Consider the following 14,781-nt stretch of genomic DNA (forward strand, 5'->3'; position numbering starts at 1 on the left):
CTAATTCCTTTTGATTTGCGTTCTCTCATATCGCTTTTAGTCTAAACTCCAGTTGGAGAGGCTATTAGCCGGAAAATCGCCAGTTAAAAGCAAATAGTATTGCCTATTGCTCAACATACTTCATTGCTGCTTGTACTTTCTCAACTTGCCGGGGTGCTTGCATTTCGTTAAAGAGGGCGATCGCTTGTACAAAACTTTCCCGACTGTGGTCAATTTCACCCATTTTTTTATGAGTCAATGCCAATTGATAATAAGCTTCAGCTAAGTCTGATTTAGCACCGATTTTATCAAGAATTTCTATTGCTTTTGAATGATGAAAAATTGCTATAGTAAATTCCCTTTGTTCTCGAAAAATTTCCGCCAGACAACTTATAGCTTTAGCTTTAATCTGAGTAAAATTGTTTTCTTCAGCATGAAATATAGCTTGTTGACAGAACTTAAAGGCTTTTTTAAGATTACCTAAATTTTTATAAGTTAAGCAGAGAGTTACTAAACTATGCCCCATTCCCCATAAAGTCACTCTACTTGACAATGACATAGTATAAAAGGCATCTTCAGCAAGGTAAAAGGCATCTTTTCTGCTACCAAAACGTGATTTTATCAAAGCTAAACAACATTGAGCATAAGCCATGTAATCATCAAGATTGCTATTTGCTTCAGCAAGGCTACAAACAGAATTAAAACAATCTTCGGCTGCTTTTATGTCCCATAATTCTAGTTTGCAAAGCCCTGTATTGAACAAAATAGAGATTTTCGTTAGCTTTTCATCTAACTCTTCTAATATTTCTCCTGATTTCTCATAGCATTCTATAGCTTCTCTAACGCAACCGATAATTCGATATGTATACCCAAGGATAATATAAAGTTTAATCAGTCTTTTTTTAGATTTTACATTATCTATTATCCGCTTAATTACAGAGAAATTTTTCTGGAGCAACCCCAACTGGTAAAAGCAAGAACCCAAAGGCAATCCTGTACCCCACTTGTTACCTCGCCCTTGTAAAATTACATCGCTAGCTTGCTCAAAATAATTAATTTCTACATAGTGATAATAAGCTTCTAAAGCTGTTAAAGCATCTGTGATATTTTTGATAGCTGCAACTTGTCGCGTCCAAAATTCCGCCGCTTTTCGGTTTACTAATTCCCATTCTTCACTGACTAATCTTAACCTACTTATTGCTTCATCGCGAATTACCGGATGCAGCCAATATTGTCCTTTTTTCGCTTCTATTAAGGATAAGTCTTGCAGAGCTTTAATTACACCTCTACGTTGTTGTTCTGGTACATCCCAAAGCAAACATAAAACTCCCTCAATAGGTAATGAAGTAATATCTTGATAACGATAGCATCCTAAACGACATAGAAGGTGATAAGCTTTTAAGTCATTTTCTTGAAGACGGGTAAATTGACTGGCGACTAAATCTTTTAACTCTCTTTCTATTAATAAATCTGTACAGTTTTCTTGCCAATAGGCGTGTATGTCACCATAAAAATCTGTCAATATTGCTCCTCGGAGAATTTGCATTGCTTTGGCATTACCTCCGTAAGCTGTACATATTTCATTGAGAATAGTACAATCACAATTGATATGGCAATTGCTGAAAAACTGTCGCCACGCTTCATCATCTAAACCTTCGAGTGGATAGAGATGAACCTCTACACTAGACTCCCGTAAACGCTCACGACTTGTTACTAAAGTAATTGAATGTACATCGGTATCTGCTAATACTCTCAATAGCTCAACATAAGGACGACGATATTCTAGGAACTTGCCATTTTTATCAAGAGCAGTTTCTAAGTTATCAATAAATACCCCAATTTTAAAAGTTTGCTCTCGGAGTTTGCGGCGTAATCGTTCTAAGCTGATACCAAAGTCACATCCTGGTTCTTCGTTAAAGTATCGCCGCAGCCATTCCTCAACTACACTCTCCACTGGAGTCAGGTTTTGGATTTCTGTGGCCATCCACAGTTCGAGTACAAAATTAAACTTTTGAGTTTTAAAATACTTGCGTGCTAAGGTTGTTTTACCAACACCGCCTTCACCCTGGATGAGGATAACTTTTGCTCCCTGACTAACGAGGGTGTGAAGTTCGGCTATTTGGCGATCGCGCCCTACAAAGTTAGAATCTAAATCTTGGGGTCTAGTGCCATTAGTCGCTAAATTGGGAATATGGAGGATTTTTTGCGACTGTTGGCTTGTTCTAAATCCCTGAACTATCCCTTGGAAGGTTGATTTAGACACTTTCACTCCTAGCACTTTTGACAGTAAATGCCAAAGTTCCGCGCCAACTGATTTTAAATGCGCTTCTGTATAACCACGCCTGTTGGCAATATCCTGGTAAGTCCGCTTTTCATCCTCCCACAAATGACGCAAGATAATCCTTTGAGCTTTATCTAAGTGTTCTCCCGTCTTGAGAAAAACCAAGTTATCTACAAACTCTAAGGCTTCTTCTACACCCATTTGCGAACTTGATGTATCATTTGTAATTTATTATAACTATATTTTTACTACTTATTCCTACCTTCCATAGTACAAAATACTTTTTCCTACTCGGTAGGAAACTTACTTTATCCTACTGCAAAGCATTTTCGGTTGTATTACTCTTGTAATTAATACAGGCGAAGTTAAGTTAAGCGCCAAGAAAAGGTGGTTGAGGAGAGATTTAGAGAGCGCTACTACTGCAAGCTTAGTAAATCACAAATGTTATTGTCCCATATTAATTACTCATGAAAGTGGTGTCTACTAAACAGGCGGTGGGTATTAACTAACTAGATTCTGTAGAGCGTATTTACAACTAAGTATGTAAGTCTTTACCCTACAGGAGGTTCAATGATTTTAGATAAAGATTGTCATCATGATTGCAATCAGAATCAGTGCCCTTTTGCCCAAGATACGCATAATCCCAATAGATATGTCTGCCTCAAATGTGGTGTTGAGCGAGAAATAAATCAGTATTCTTCTGGTTTTGGCTCGTTCTTGCTGTTGTTATTGAGCTTGTTTATCGCATTTCAACTGCTAGTTAATTATGAAAAGCAAAACAATGTACAAAGACAACAACAGTCTTTGAATAATTCACTTAACAACGCAATTACCCACTTGTAAAACTAATACTGTTGATTCCCCATAGCCTCATTTTTTAAAAGGTGTGGGGGAATCACAAAGAATATTCACTGCCAAAAATTTAGTTACTTTCGTGAGTAAAATTATGGACACAAATCAGGATACACTTTTATTTCGTTTTGCCTCTAAATCTTTGAAATATTTTCTGCTGGTGCTATTCGGCATTGCGATCGCTTACGTTTTATCAAGTGGTTTGGGTATCTTACAAATCATACCCATACTGCTGTACCTTTTACAACAGTTTTTGCTTCCGCTAGGAATTATCCTGTTGTGTTTAATGACAATAGCAGTCATTTTTGAATCCCTGCGTTAAAAATTGGGGGAGTGGTAAGTTAGGAGTTAAGAATAGAATTGCTTCTCTTGTCTCCTCCATCTCCCTAATCTCTATCACTTTTCCCTGGCATCTAAAAACTTCAACTGGTGGTATAAACAGCTAATCTGCACTAAATCCACACCTACTGATTGGGCTTTCCGTAATGGGTTGCCGAAAATTGCTTCTATCTCCAAGGGACGATGTTCGTCGTAGTCAATTTTCATGCTAGGGCGGTAAGGCGTCATTTTGACAGTATAATCGAGCATTGTTTGAATGAAGCGATCGCTAATAATCCGCCCATAGCTTTTTGCCCCCGCCGCTACTTCATACATCAACTGTTCGACTAACTTGCGGGTGTACTCATAGGCCATTAATTCATCAGTTCTAGCGTTGAGAATCACAGAAAGCCCATTGTATGGGATATTCCACACCAACTTTTTCCAACGTGCTAGTAGTAAATCTTCAGCTAATTCAATTGAGATACTAGCGCTTTCAAAGTCATCAGCAATTTGCTGCATCCTCTCAGTTATCCCACTAGGCTGATAGTTAGGGGTATATTCACTGAAGTTAATTTGCCCATAGTCTAGATGGTGTATATGCCCTGGCCCCACTTTGTTAGAACACAAAAAGCACAATCCACCGATAACAGTTACATTACCAACAATTTCAGCAACTTCCTCTTCTACACCAAGTCCATTCTGTAATACCAACACCACCCCATTATCTTTAACTACTGGTGGCAACATCTTTGGTAGTAAATGGTTTTGCGTCGTCTTCAGTGCCACCACCACAACATCGCATTGTGGCATCTTTTCTACGTCGTTGTAGGCGTGGACTTCAGGAAGGGTAAAGTCACCATCTTTGGACTCTACCACTAAACCATATTTCTTTACCTGTTCGTAATCACTCTTGAGCAAAAAGTGGACATCCAACCCAGCTTTTTGTAATCTTGCACCATAGAATCCACCTAATGCTCCAGTTCCCAGAATGGCATACGTGCGATCGGACATTTCTTTATATAACGGGATTTTCCTAGAAACATCATAAAGCGATGTCTGACGGGAGTAAGCATCTAGGTGTAGTTTATTCAACGCCTGATTTTAAATTTATTTTGTTTAATAAAACTTAAAAGAGGTTTATTATCCTTTAAAATCTTTTGCAGAGATTTAGGTAAGATATATGGCTGATATTGTTGATATTGCAGTTACGTCTGAGTCGTTTAAAACACTGGTGGCGGCTGTACAAGCTGCTGGTTTAGTAGAAACATTAAAAAGTCCTGGCCCTTTCACTGTCTTTGCACCAAATGACGATGCTTTTGCCAAGTTACCAGCGGGAACTATCCAAACTCTGTTACAAAACATTCCCCAGTTGACACGGATTCTAAAGTATCATGTCGTTCCAGGAAAGCTGCTACAGGCTGATTTGGCACAACTCGGTACGGTTAATTCTGTGGAAGGTTCACCCATTAAAATTCATTCTTCTGATGGTTTTGAAGTTAAAAATGCCACAGTCTTAGCAGCAGATATTGAAGCTGATAATGGTGTGGTACACGTTATCGATACGGTAATTTTACCAGGTTAATTCAGCTAGGGTGGGTGCTTTCCACCCTACTTATCCAAAATCTTTAGAATTAACTAACTATTGGTAGTATCAAAAGGCAACTCAATAGTTTAAATTATGTTATATTTGCAATGTGATTACTCACTCATGCCTTAATATATATTTCGTTATTTTAAATACAATAAACTAAATTATTAAAAAGTTAACATCTATCCCAACAAAATTAATGCTCGATTTTAACACCCTAGCTGAGTTCTCTCGTGGCAACTGCATAAGTATTTGTGCATTTCTCGTACCAGCGAACTTACTTGTCACAATTTCAACAATGATTCTAGTAGCGTTGCGTCGCCCATCATATCAAGTGTGGCAATCTGCTGGAATTGCTAGCTTTTTCGCTTCTGTAATGATATTGCACGTATATACTTGGTTCATGATTGGCGTGGTTATGGCTCCTACTTATATCTTGCTGTGCCTAGCAATCACCTGTTTAGTGACTAATTTGGCAGCAATTCTTTTTCAAAGACGCTACAGTAGCAGCCCTAGTCTTTCCAACTGAAATCTATCGGGCATCTACTAGGTGATATTTTCAGAATAATCATCCATAGACGCTTCTCCATTCATGCTCAAGAATGGCATATAACCAAGAGTCTCGCCATTCTCCCTTAATCCAATGGTGTTGTCGCAAATATCCTTCTTGTTGCATTCCAATTTTTTGCATAACTCTTGCTGAGGCAATGTTTTCTGGATGACAAGTTGCAAAGATGCGGTGTAAGTTTAACTCCTGAAAACCAAATGATACAATTGCTTTTACAGCTTCAGTCGCGTATCCTTGACCCCAAAATTGCTTAGTGAAACAGTATCCAATAGAGCCTGTTTTGTTGTCAATATCTTTAACGGATATACGACAGATACCAATTAAGTGCTTTTGGGCTTTCAAAGTCACCGCTAAGGCAAAATGCTGACGGGGTTCTTTACTTTGCAATGAAATCTCTCTTTGCAAAAAGTTTTTGGTATCTTCTTCGGTATTAGGGCCAAAAGTCAAGTAACGCACAACTTCAGCATCAGAAGCGTATTTATGAACCTCTGACCAATCCGATTCTACAAAATCTCGCAGGATGAGACGTTGGGTTTCTAGTGGTATCATTTAGGAAATTCTGCACGTAACTGACTGACTACCCGATCTAGTCCCACAGAATGGGCGGCTTTAAACAATAAACGATCGCCTGTTTGCACAAATGTCTTCAACCTAGCCACTAACTCAGCATGAGTTGCAAAACACTCCGATGGCACACCCTCGGCACTAAGAGCGATCGCTTCGGCATCTTCTCCATCTACCAAAACTAACAAGCCGTCTAAATTCAATTTTCGTACTGTTTCTCCCACTCGCTGGTGCAACTGCTGCGATCGCTCTCCCAATTCTTTCATTGCACCCAATACGGCAATCTTCCGCTTTCCGGGTGTATCTGCCAATAATTGCAATGCTGCAATCATAGCTTCTGGTGCAGCATTATAAGTTTCATCTAAGATTACCACATCGTTGGGTAAGGTAAATCGCTGCGATCGCCCTGTAGGCATATCCACATTCACACCTGATTTGAGGGTTGCCCAATCGATCCCTAAAACCTTTGCCACCGCTAAAGCTGCCAAGAAATTAGTCGCATTATGACGACCAGGTAAAGGTAGAGGTAATTGGATTCCTGCGACTTCCACAGTCTCGTTATCAATTAACTGACCTTGAATATCCCCACCAGAAAAGCCGTAAGTTACAACTTCTCCCTGCCAAAATTTCGCCGCCGTGGCCATTAATAAAGGATTGTCGTGGTTGAGAATTGCCACACTATCAGCAGACATTTCGGCTAACAACTCACATTTTGCCTCAGCGATCGCTTCTTCGGAACCCAGTAACTCAATATGCGCCGTCCCCACATTGGTAATCACTCCAATTGTTGGCCGCGCTATTTGCGTCAGTTCGGCAATTTGTCCTCTACCCCGCATCGCCATTTCAATTACAGCATAGTCATTTTCAGCGCCAAGTTCTAGCAGAGTTTTCGGGACACCGATTTCGTTGTTGTAATTTCCATAAGTTTTGTGAACTCGTCCGTTTGTTCCTAAAACTGCGGCGATCAATTCTTTGGTTGTAGTTTTACCCACCGAACCAGTCACACCAATTACAGGAATATTAAAGCGATCGCGCCACCATCGGCCAATTTGTTGATATGCCTTGAGAGTGTCTTTTACTTGTAGTACAGGGAATCCCGGATTTTCGTATTCAAAATCTACGATTGCAGCTATTGCCCCCTTTGCGATCGCAGTTGGTACAAATTCATGTCCATCAAACTTATCGCCTCGAAAAGCGACAAATACTTCACCTGGTTTCAAGGTACGGCTATCTGTTTGGATTCCGCTAGTGACTTGTGTTAAAGCAGTTTCAGATAAGTTTACAGAATGGGCCAAAATAACTTCAGCCAGTTGGTTTAGGGTGGCAGAACAACGCATAAGCAATTGATTTAAAGTTCAAAATCATAAAAGCAAAAAATAGTGGCAAAGAAGCTTAACTTCCGTGCCACGCTTTATTTATAAGCTACTTATACAGTTTAATCAAGTAAGGACAATGGGCATAACAAGTTATGTTCGATTGCCCTATGCACGATTTTTAATCAAGATTACTTCCACAATTTGTATTGCTATCTCGCTCGAAACCCCTAAAGCTTGATATAAATCATTTAAGAAGTTTTTTTCTTCTTCAGGTATAATACCTTCAGCTAGGACTAAATCGGTGGCTACTGCAAAGGCTGCTTCCCGCAACTCTTGAGATAGAGAATCTTTGGCTGCATTGAACAAAGCATTAAAGTCATCGCCTTGGAGAATGCCCAAAATTTTGTCAAACAGCCTGTTCATCATTTCATTGGGATAACTTTTAAAAAGTTTCATCCGAGACAGCACAGAAATGGTAGAATTTGCTTGCTCAACTGAAAGATAACCGTCTGAAGCAGTCGCCGTCAATATAATGACAGCAAAAGCTTCCGCTGGATTGAGTGCTGCTTGGGTTTGGCTATCTGTACCCAACACAGCGTCGAATAGACCCATTGTAGTAGCTCCTTGGTTAGAGTCCCAATAGCGTTACTTTTACCTGTATGTTTGGTAGATTTACAGGTAAGACTATAACGCTATAAGACTTTCATCTTTTAGTGTTCCCAGGATTTATTCACAGCGAACACTTGTACCCAAAGGTTTTTGGCAGGAACTACATTGCCATCCGTAAACTTAGCGTTCTCCTGTCTTTTCTATTGTCTCAATCACCGCCAAACCTATACCAGAAGCTGCCATTAACAGTACTACTGATATCAAATAGGCGTTGGTCAGCATTTGTAGGGCTTCATCGAAAAAAATATAGGTGGTCATTGCTTCACCTTTTGGAATTTGTGCTGCTTGTGCTTTTTATTTCTCCACACCCCGATAGGTGAATTTCGCTGAGAAACTGCTAGCAATTGCATCTTAACAAAACTTTAGCTCTTTCAGAACCCCGCTGAAAATTTTTCTTTCTGAAGATTCTATGAAGTTGATAAAAAAGGGAATGGAGAATGGGGCCCATACCAGTATCTTTGCCGATGGATTTCGTGGTAAAAAAAGGATTAAAAATGCGCGATCGCACTGTTTCAGGTATCGCACAACGATTGTCGGCGATCGCAACCGCACCAACTACAATCTTTAATAAGGAAACACCAACAAAGCTTGCAACCAGTTTGTGAGAAATTTTCATAACTGTATGTCAGCTATAACCGCGTCAGTATTCAGTGTTCCCAAATCTTTCCAGAGAATTTAGGCTATTTCCTTGGTAATTGCGATCGTCGGTAGATATATTAGGTATTTTTTAAAGTAAACAGCGTTCAATCGTCGCTACAACTGATTGAGAAAGAGTATCAAAGTCGTAACCACCTTCTAAGCCAAACAGAATTTTACGAGTTAGCCCCAAACAATAATCAGTAAATAAAGCGTAGTCTTCTGGTTGCAAATTGATACTTGCCAAAGGATCTTCCGCATTGGCATCGTAACCAGCACTCACAATTAGTAAATCTGGCTGGAAGTTGGCTAAAAACGGTACTACCTGTTTTTCAAATAGTGGCTGATATATTGCAATATCACTACCAGGGGGTACTGGTAAATTTAATACGTTATTGTGAAAACCCCGTTCTGTCGATCTTCCCGTACCGGGATAGCATGGGTACTGATGTAGAGAACAATAGGCAATGCGTGCTTCCGTTTCCACGATCGCCTGAGTACCATTACCATGATGTACATCCCAATCAAGGATGGCGACGCGGTTAATTCCAGGTTGTTCTAAAGCAAATAAAGCAGCGATCGCGGCATTAGAAAATAGGCAAAAGCCCATCCCTGCATCGCTTTCAGCATGATGTCCTGGGGGACGCGCTAGTACAAAAGCAGGATTAGCCGACTCTAAGACAACCTCAACTCCATCCAACCATGCACTGACTGCCAACAATGCCACATCATAACTGCGTGGGGAAACTGGCGTATCTCCATCCAAAGGGCCGCCGCCACTAGAAGCGATTTGCCACAGTTTTTTGATGTAGGCTGGGCTATGTGCTCTAACCAACGAAGACATCAGCGATGGCTGTTCTGATGCTGGTGTAGGCAAGTGCCAGGTGATTTTATCAGCAAATGTAGCTGCTTTTAGGGCATTGGCGATCGCACTTAAACGTTCTGGTTTTTCGGGATGATATTTTCCAGTCTTGTGATCTAAAAATTCGTCGGAATAAATGACTGGTAGCATAGGACGAAAAAGGTCGGCAACAAGACAATGAATTTTATTGTATCCTCACTGGTACAAAGAGTTTTCCCTTGTACTAAATCTTTGGTCGTTTACTTTCAAGGACTTCTGTTGCTTTCTGTTCAGGAAGTGGGCGGTAGAATAAAAAGCCCTGTACCTCCTCGCAGTTGATCGATTTCAAGAATTCCAATTCCTCTTCTTTCTCTACCCCTTCGGCTGTTAACTTTAATCCCAAGCTGTGTCCCAAGGTAACTATGGCCTGGATAATATGAGCTACTTTGGCATCCTGCGTCAAATATTGAATAAAAGATTTATCTATTTTCAGATTGTGGAGTGGCAAAAGCTGTAGGCGCGAGAGCGAGGAATGACCTGTACCAAAGTCATCGATGGAGATGTAAATACCCATCTGCTGTAGCTCCTCTAAGACCTTTCTGGTAAAACCCAAGTCCTCAATCGCTGTGGTTTCCATAATTTCTAATTCTAAAAAGCGTGGCTCCAGGCCCGTTTGTTCTAAAATCTTAGCTATAGTTTCTACCAATTTGGGTTGGCGGAACTGCTTCAGAGAAAGATTAACAGCGATCTTAATCGGTGGCAATCCAGAATCTTGCCATGCTTTATTTTGGCTACAGGCCGTCTGTAGAGTCCATTCGCCGATGGGGACAATTAATCCACTTTCTTCGACCAAGGGAATGAATACACTGGGGGCGACCAATCCCATCTCTGGGTGCTGCCAACGCAACAGAGCCTCCATACTAGTAATTTCTCCTGTGGCAATGTTCACACGAGGCTGATAGTAAAGCTTAAATTCATTGCGCTCTAGGGCATAGCGCAAGCTCTTTTCTAAAGTCAGGAGTTCAGGATTTTTAGCACTCAGAGAAACACTGTAAAATTGGTAGTTATTCCGCCCTTTGTCTTTGGCGTAGTACAAAGCGGCATCTGCGTGCTGGATTAGTGTTTCGGTGTCAGGGCTGTTGCTATCAAGTAAGGCAATACCGAGGCTAGCAGTTACATAAAGTTCATGCTCTTGGAGATGAAAAGCATCCTCTAAGGCTTGTAAAATTCTCTGCGCTACCAAAGTTACCTCTTCAATATCATTGACTCGTGGGAGTAAAATAGTAAATTCATCGCCTCCCCAACGGGCTACAGTGTCTCCACCTCTGAGTGAGTCTTTTAATCTTTGAGAGACGCTTTGTAACAATTGGTCTCCCAGAGTATGCCCCAGAGTATCATTAATGACCTTGAAGCGATCCAAATCGAGGAAGATCACAGCTAAACTTTCGCCATTGCGAGTGGCGTTGGGCAGAGTTTTACTGAGCAGCTCGTTAAATAGTAGACGATTGGGCAACCCTGTCAGCAAGTCATGGAGGGCTTGATAGCGAATCTTTTCTTCTACTTGCTGACGCTGCCGCGCACCAATAATACTGGCGGCCATGGTCAAAAGAGTAGATTCTTCATGCTTTGACCAATGACGCTCAAAGGTGCAGTCTGCCAAGCCAAGATACCCCCAGAAATCATTATCCAAGCGAAGAGGTACCAAGAGAAGGGATTTAATGCCATCTCGAATCAGAAATTCTTGTTCGGCGACAGGAAATTTTTGAGTGATGCCGCTAATTGACTGGCCGCTAGAGAGAACTGTGTACCAACGAGCTAATTCAGGCGCTTGATAAAGCTGATTCTGCCAATGGTGGTGGGTAGATTCAATACAAGATTGTGTCCATTCAAACTTTAGGCTGACTGCCATTTCCTCTGTAACAGGATGGAGATGGTTCTGAAAGAGATAGGCACGATCTGCCTTGGCAGCTTCACCCAGTACAGCTAGAGCTAGATCGATACCAGTTTCGTAATTCATTTCTCCTAGCAAATAATTGGCAGCTTCTGCAACTGCTTGTAGCAAGCGATCGCGCTGGCGCAATTCAGCTGTAGCTTGCTTTTGCTCTGTAATATCTCTAATAATAAAAGTTCTAATTAAATCACTTTCAGGAAGATAGAGTACGGATTGTTCAAAAACTTCTGTGCCTACTTCCACCTCGCGCACAAAAGAATTGTTTTCTAGATTGTTAACTCCAATCAAGAGTCCCGTTAAAATTGGGTGTTCTGTCCCAACTTCCCTAAGATTAGGAAACTTGATAGCTGCGGCTGGATTGAGATAGGTAATTCTTCCCTCGAAATCCATTTCAATAATTGGATTGGGGATGAGTTCAGGAAAGGATGCTAGGCGAGCTAGAGCAGACTCACTAGCTGCTTCAAAACTGGGATCGATGGCTAAGGTTTGAAAAGGATTGGCAGGACTGGCTTGCTCTGATAAAAAACCAGATAAGTCTTCAACATTAAAAGATGCAGAAAATGCTTGTTCGGAAATGTTGGAAATGGCATAATATTTAGCCTGAGCCTTATTACTGCCAAAAGCTATGATATCTCCATGCCTAAGATTATGAGAAAAGCATTTAGTGCCATTCACAAATAAGCCATTAGTACTTCCTTTCCCCTTATAGTTACCATCAATAATTTGGAAGCCGTATTGGTCAGTTTCTGGAACAGTAACTCGCAATAAAATTGCATGTTGCATTGATACTGACCGGGAAGCCAAGACAATAGTGTTTGCAGGATGCCGCCCCAGAGAATAAGTAGTTTCTCGCAGGGGGACAGTTCGCCGCCCTTCTAGGTCTTGGATGACCAACAGATGGCGTATTTTTTCCCGCTCATTTCCTTGCATGGCTGTTCCTCAAATTTCTCATATAATTAATATTTATGTCTTAGTCTGAAAAAGACTGCTCCTATAAATCCAGAATTTCAAGCTGCACTTATGGGAAAACTTGCTCAATCAAAGTTCTCACCATCTGCGTAGGCGAGCATTTACCGCAGGCATAGCAAAATTGGTATGAGGGTGTAGACGAGCCTTTACCTTCATGATTGAACGCACTCAGCACTCTTCTTTTTATAGAATGAGTTGGCTAATTGTTCAATCAGTTTTTGTAGTAGAAATTATAGTTGTTTTCTCTACTCATACATAAGTTATAAACTTTGTTCCTTCGTCTATATCATCTAACCTTGTCTTTCTTAGGATACCCAGATTAACAATTCAAAATTAAAATTTCAAAATTGTACCCTTACAGGGAAGCAAGCTAGGCGTAACGCCATGTTGGGGCAGCCTCTTGTAGAGAAGAGAGTTACATAAGAGGATTTCAAACCAGACTAAAACTGAACAAAGCCGGAGCCAATCCGCCTCCAATCTAAGTGTAGATTTTGGCGTTAGTCTCTCTTTGGAGCTATCCATTAGTTACATCTTTCTTAAGATTTATAAAACACCTAATCTCTGACCTCATAAAGTTAGAGACTTTTTATGTCCTATATCTAGATTATTAGTCCAACAACTTAGGGATATAAGATAGAGAGGTATGTTTAACTTTTCCTTCCCCTGATAATGGGGTTGAAAAAGTAAGCATTAATTAAGCATGGTTAATGAGTACGAATTCATACCTATTATTCACAATCGAATGCTGAAAGTAAGTGTTTTGAGCATTGGATGAGCATTTTAGAGAGAGTGAAGGCTAAAAGTGTTGATATTATGTCGGTTTATCGTAATGTGCAAGAAACTCACTTAAATCGTGCCCGCGCCAGTCTCAGACAAGCGCTTTCTTGGTATGGATATCTTCGCAAGTCAGGACAGCTTTCATCTAACCCAGAATTAGTAGGTTTGATGAAACCAGAATTGGAAGCTTTGAATGCCACACTCAACAAGCTGGATTCAAACGTCATTAGAATTGCCGTCTTTGGTTTGGTGAGTCGGGGAAAGTCAGCAGTTTTAAATGCCTTGTTGGGAGACAAGATTTTGCAAACTGGGCCCCTGAATGGTGTCACCCAATGGCCCCGTTCTGTGCGGTGGCAGCCCAGTGATAAGGTACTAGTAGAGTTAATTGATACCCCTGGATTAGATGAAATTGAGGGTGAGTCACGGGCGGATATGGCACGAGAAGTAGTACATCAGGCGGATTTGATTTTGTTTGTCGTGTCTGGTGATATCACGCGCACTGAATATCAAGCGCTGCTGCAATTAAGGCGATCGCAAAAACCCCTGATTTTAGTGTTTAACAAAATAGACCTTTACCCAGATACAGATCAAGGAGCAATTTACCAAAATTTACAACAACTGGGTGCAGGGCATCCAGAAGCAAAGCCTCTACTACCTGATGAAATTGTCATGGTGGCAGCGGAACCAGCAGCAATGGAAGTGCGGGTTGAATGGCCTGATGGGCGTGTCACTTATGAATGGGAAACACCACCACCGCAAGTAGACGAACTCAAAGAGATAATTCTGAATATTCTGAATCGGGAAGGGCGATCGCTTCTGGCTTTAAATGCACTCATCCAAGCACGGGATGCAGAAGCCGCGATCGCTCAAAAAACTATCGATTTACGCGAAAAGGAAGCCGAAGAAATTATTTGGCAATTTACCAAATACAAAGCCTTAGCAGTCATGCTCAATCCCATCGCCTTTTTAGATATCCTTGGCGGAACTGTTGCTGATTTAGCTTTAATTCGCGCTCTCGCTAGATTGTATGGTTTGCCGATGACTAGCTATGAAGCCGGGAAAATTTTAAAAACGATTTTATTTAGTTCTGGCGGCTTGCTACTTGGAGAATTAGGTAGTAGTTTTCTTTTGGGTTTAAGTAAAAGTACGGCTGCAATAACCAGTGCTGATAATCCCAGTAATATTACTGCTTTTGCTGGCAGTGCGATCGCTCAAGCTGGTATCGCCGGCTATGGTGCGTACTCTGTTGGCAAAGCTGCCCAAGTCTATCTCGAAAAAGGCTGCACTTGGGGACAGTTGGGCGCTAGCAGCGTCATTCAAGAAATTCTCTCTCAAGTTGACCAAAATACAATTCTGTATCGTTTGCGACAAGAGTTAAACATAAAGTATTGAGAATAATTAAAAACAGTTATCTTTTTATTACCGTTTATAAGTGTTTATCAACTTCTATCAAACTCTTCTGACAATTA

At 40.8% G+C, this 14,781-nt stretch carries 14 protein-coding genes; 6 read left to right on the top strand and 8 right to left on the bottom strand.

The window, feature by feature from the left end; translation table 11 throughout:
• Nucleotides 1-103: 103 nt before the first annotated feature.
• The gene (locus ACM0OX_RS23520; RefSeq protein WP_414517399.1) at nt 104-2,461 is read right to left on the bottom strand and encodes an AAA family ATPase; all 2,358 of its coding nucleotides are present in this window, start codon (nt 2,459-2,461) and stop codon (nt 104-106) included.
• Between the two features lie 369 nt (nt 2,462-2,830).
• On the opposite strand from ACM0OX_RS23520, the gene ACM0OX_RS23525 reads away from it, so the two are divergent.
• Both ACM0OX_RS23525 and ACM0OX_RS23530 read left to right on the top strand, forming a co-directional pair.
• Nucleotides 2,831-3,103 carry a hypothetical protein gene (locus tag ACM0OX_RS23525; protein ID WP_414517400.1) on the top strand — a complete coding sequence of 91 codons (273 nt, stop codon included), beginning with the start codon at nt 2,831-2,833 and terminating at the stop codon, nt 3,101-3,103.
• A gap of 103 nt (nt 3,104-3,206) precedes the next feature.
• Nucleotides 3,207-3,434, top strand: coding sequence for a hypothetical protein (locus ACM0OX_RS23530; RefSeq protein WP_322696896.1), 228 nt, complete (start codon nt 3,207-3,209; stop codon nt 3,432-3,434).
• Between the two features lie 74 nt (nt 3,435-3,508).
• Here the strand turns inward: ACM0OX_RS23530 and ACM0OX_RS23535 are convergent, their stop codons facing one another.
• A complete protein-coding gene (locus ACM0OX_RS23535; RefSeq protein WP_414517427.1) occupies nt 3,509-4,444 on the bottom strand; it encodes a putative 2-dehydropantoate 2-reductase in 936 nt (311 codons plus the stop codon).
• 169 nt (nt 4,445-4,613) lie between these two features.
• Between ACM0OX_RS23535 and ACM0OX_RS23540 the strand changes: the two genes are divergently transcribed.
• Both ACM0OX_RS23540 and ACM0OX_RS23545 read left to right on the top strand, forming a co-directional pair.
• Nucleotides 4,614-5,015: a fasciclin domain-containing protein gene (locus ACM0OX_RS23540; RefSeq protein ID WP_099102772.1), complete on the top strand. Its 402-nt coding sequence runs from the start codon at nt 4,614-4,616 to the stop codon at nt 5,013-5,015.
• A gap of 205 nt (nt 5,016-5,220) precedes the next feature.
• Nucleotides 5,221-5,550, top strand: a complete 330-nt coding sequence (locus tag ACM0OX_RS23545) for a hypothetical protein (RefSeq protein ID WP_414517401.1) — start codon at nt 5,221-5,223, stop codon at nt 5,548-5,550.
• Nucleotides 5,551-5,589: 39 nt separating this feature from the next.
• On the opposite strand, the gene ACM0OX_RS23550 is transcribed toward ACM0OX_RS23545, so the two are convergent.
• From ACM0OX_RS23550 to ACM0OX_RS23565, 4 genes are all read right to left on the bottom strand, one after another.
• Nucleotides 5,590-6,138: a GNAT family N-acetyltransferase gene (locus ACM0OX_RS23550; RefSeq protein ID WP_414517402.1), complete on the bottom strand. Its 549-nt coding sequence runs from the start codon at nt 6,136-6,138 to the stop codon at nt 5,590-5,592.
• Nucleotides 6,135-7,490 carry a UDP-N-acetylmuramoyl-tripeptide--D-alanyl-D-alanine ligase gene (locus ACM0OX_RS23555; protein ID WP_414517403.1) on the bottom strand — a complete coding sequence of 452 codons (1,356 nt, stop codon included), beginning with the start codon at nt 7,488-7,490 and terminating at the stop codon, nt 6,135-6,137. Before ACM0OX_RS23555 ends, ACM0OX_RS23550 begins: the two co-directional genes overlap by 4 nt.
• Before the next feature lie 144 nt (nt 7,491-7,634).
• Nucleotides 7,635-8,081 carry a tellurite resistance TerB family protein gene (locus ACM0OX_RS23560; RefSeq protein WP_414517404.1) on the bottom strand — a complete coding sequence of 149 codons (447 nt, stop codon included), beginning with the start codon at nt 8,079-8,081 and terminating at the stop codon, nt 7,635-7,637.
• A 177-nt stretch (nt 8,082-8,258) separates the two neighbouring features.
• A complete protein-coding gene (locus ACM0OX_RS23565; RefSeq protein ID WP_180277588.1) occupies nt 8,259-8,396 on the bottom strand; it encodes a hypothetical protein in 138 nt (45 codons plus the stop codon).
• 179 nt (nt 8,397-8,575) lie between these two features.
• Between ACM0OX_RS23565 and ACM0OX_RS23570 the strand changes: the two genes are divergently transcribed.
• Complete coding sequence (locus ACM0OX_RS23570) at nt 8,576-8,743, top strand: hypothetical protein (protein WP_414517405.1); 168 nt, start codon at nt 8,576-8,578, stop codon at nt 8,741-8,743.
• A 122-nt stretch (nt 8,744-8,865) separates the two neighbouring features.
• Here the strand turns inward: ACM0OX_RS23570 and ACM0OX_RS23575 are convergent, their stop codons facing one another.
• On the bottom strand, nt 8,866-9,786 hold the full coding sequence (locus ACM0OX_RS23575) for a histone deacetylase family protein (RefSeq protein ID WP_414517406.1): 921 nt from the start codon (nt 9,784-9,786) through the stop codon (nt 8,866-8,868).
• Between the two features lie 73 nt (nt 9,787-9,859).
• Complete coding sequence (locus ACM0OX_RS23580) at nt 9,860-12,496, bottom strand: EAL domain-containing protein (protein ID WP_414517407.1); 2,637 nt, start codon at nt 12,494-12,496, stop codon at nt 9,860-9,862.
• A gap of 810 nt (nt 12,497-13,306) precedes the next feature.
• On the opposite strand from ACM0OX_RS23580, the gene ACM0OX_RS23585 reads away from it, so the two are divergent.
• Entirely contained in the window at nt 13,307-14,704 is a 1,398-nt protein-coding gene (locus ACM0OX_RS23585; RefSeq protein WP_414517408.1) for a DUF697 domain-containing protein, read from the top strand.
• Nucleotides 14,705-14,781 lie beyond the last annotated feature (77 nt).

The organism is Nostoc sp. PCC 9305 (genome assembly GCF_963920915.1).
Taxonomy (GTDB): domain Bacteria; phylum Cyanobacteriota; class Cyanobacteriia; order Cyanobacteriales; family Nostocaceae; genus Nostoc.

Excerpts from the sequence above, each read along its gene's own strand:
- ACM0OX_RS23520 (WP_414517399.1), bottom strand. The coding sequence starts at position 2,461 with ATGGGTGTAGAAGAAGCCTTAGAGTTTGTAGATAACTTGGTTTTTCTC.
- ACM0OX_RS23525 (WP_414517400.1), top strand. The coding sequence starts at position 2,831 with ATGATTTTAGATAAAGATTGTCATCATGATTGCAATCAGAATCAGTGC.
- ACM0OX_RS23530 (WP_322696896.1), top strand. The coding sequence starts at position 3,207 with ATGGACACAAATCAGGATACACTTTTATTTCGTTTTGCCTCTAAATCT.
- ACM0OX_RS23535 (WP_414517427.1), bottom strand. The coding sequence starts at position 4,444 with ATGTCCGATCGCACGTATGCCATTCTGGGAACTGGAGCATTAGGTGGA.
- ACM0OX_RS23540 (WP_099102772.1), top strand. The coding sequence starts at position 4,614 with ATGGCTGATATTGTTGATATTGCAGTTACGTCTGAGTCGTTTAAAACA.
- ACM0OX_RS23545 (WP_414517401.1), top strand. The coding sequence starts at position 5,221 with ATGCTCGATTTTAACACCCTAGCTGAGTTCTCTCGTGGCAACTGCATA.
- ACM0OX_RS23550 (WP_414517402.1), bottom strand. The coding sequence starts at position 6,138 with ATGATACCACTAGAAACCCAACGTCTCATCCTGCGAGATTTTGTAGAA.
- ACM0OX_RS23555 (WP_414517403.1), bottom strand. The coding sequence starts at position 7,490 with ATGCGTTGTTCTGCCACCCTAAACCAACTGGCTGAAGTTATTTTGGCC.
- ACM0OX_RS23560 (WP_414517404.1), bottom strand. The coding sequence starts at position 8,081 with ATGGGTCTATTCGACGCTGTGTTGGGTACAGATAGCCAAACCCAAGCA.
- ACM0OX_RS23565 (WP_180277588.1), bottom strand. The coding sequence starts at position 8,396 with ATGACCACCTATATTTTTTTCGATGAAGCCCTACAAATGCTGACCAAC.
- ACM0OX_RS23570 (WP_414517405.1), top strand. The coding sequence starts at position 8,576 with ATGGGGCCCATACCAGTATCTTTGCCGATGGATTTCGTGGTAAAAAAA.
- ACM0OX_RS23575 (WP_414517406.1), bottom strand. The coding sequence starts at position 9,786 with ATGCTACCAGTCATTTATTCCGACGAATTTTTAGATCACAAGACTGGA.
- ACM0OX_RS23580 (WP_414517407.1), bottom strand. The coding sequence starts at position 12,496 with ATGCAAGGAAATGAGCGGGAAAAAATACGCCATCTGTTGGTCATCCAA.
- ACM0OX_RS23585 (WP_414517408.1), top strand. The coding sequence starts at position 13,307 with ATGAGCATTTTAGAGAGAGTGAAGGCTAAAAGTGTTGATATTATGTCG.